At 45.9% G+C, this 662-nt stretch carries 1 protein-coding gene; it reads left to right on the forward strand.

Annotation, left to right across the window (positions count from 1 at the left end; all coding sequences use genetic code 11):
• The coding region (locus ACYVTD_RS15250; protein WP_461248555.1) for an Rnase Y domain-containing protein at positions 1-662 on the forward strand (662 nt) is incomplete at both ends.

Raw genomic sequence — 662 nt, forward strand, 5'->3', positions numbered from 1 at the left:
CATCAGAGCAATTCGCAGAACGAATAAAACAGGATGCAATAAAAGAGGCGGAGGCAAAGAAGAAAGAGATTCTTCTTGAAGCAAAAGAACAGGTTATCCGTGAAAGGAACCAGCAGGAGAGAGAGACCCGGGAACGCAGGGCTGAATTACAGCGGTATGAACGCCGCGTTGTAGTTAAAGAAGAAGCGATTGATAAAAAAACCGCTCAAATAGAAAAAACAGAGCAGTTATTCGCAGAAAAAGAAAAGGGGTTTCAGGTTCGTGAAGACGCGCTTTCCAAAGAGGAACAGCGGTATCGAGCCGAGCTTGAGCGTATTTCGGGGTTAAGCTCCGAAGAAGCTAAAGCTCTGATAATCAAAGACCTTGAAAATGACGCAAAGCATGACGCTCAATCGCTTATCAACAAAATCGAGCAGGAAGCCAATCTCGGGGCGGAAAAGAAAGCCAGAGATATTCTTGTAACAACTATTCAAAGGTTGGCGACGGAAGTTACAGGCGACGTTACTGTAACCACTGTCACATTGCCCAATGATGAAATGAAGGGGCGGATTATCGGCAGGGAAGGTCGCAATATCCGTACTCTGGAAACCTTAACAGGTGCAGACATCATCATTGACGATACGCCCGAAGCGGTTGTTATTTCCTGTTTCGATCCAGTACGC

The organism is Treponema sp. R6D11, from assembly GCF_054786075.1.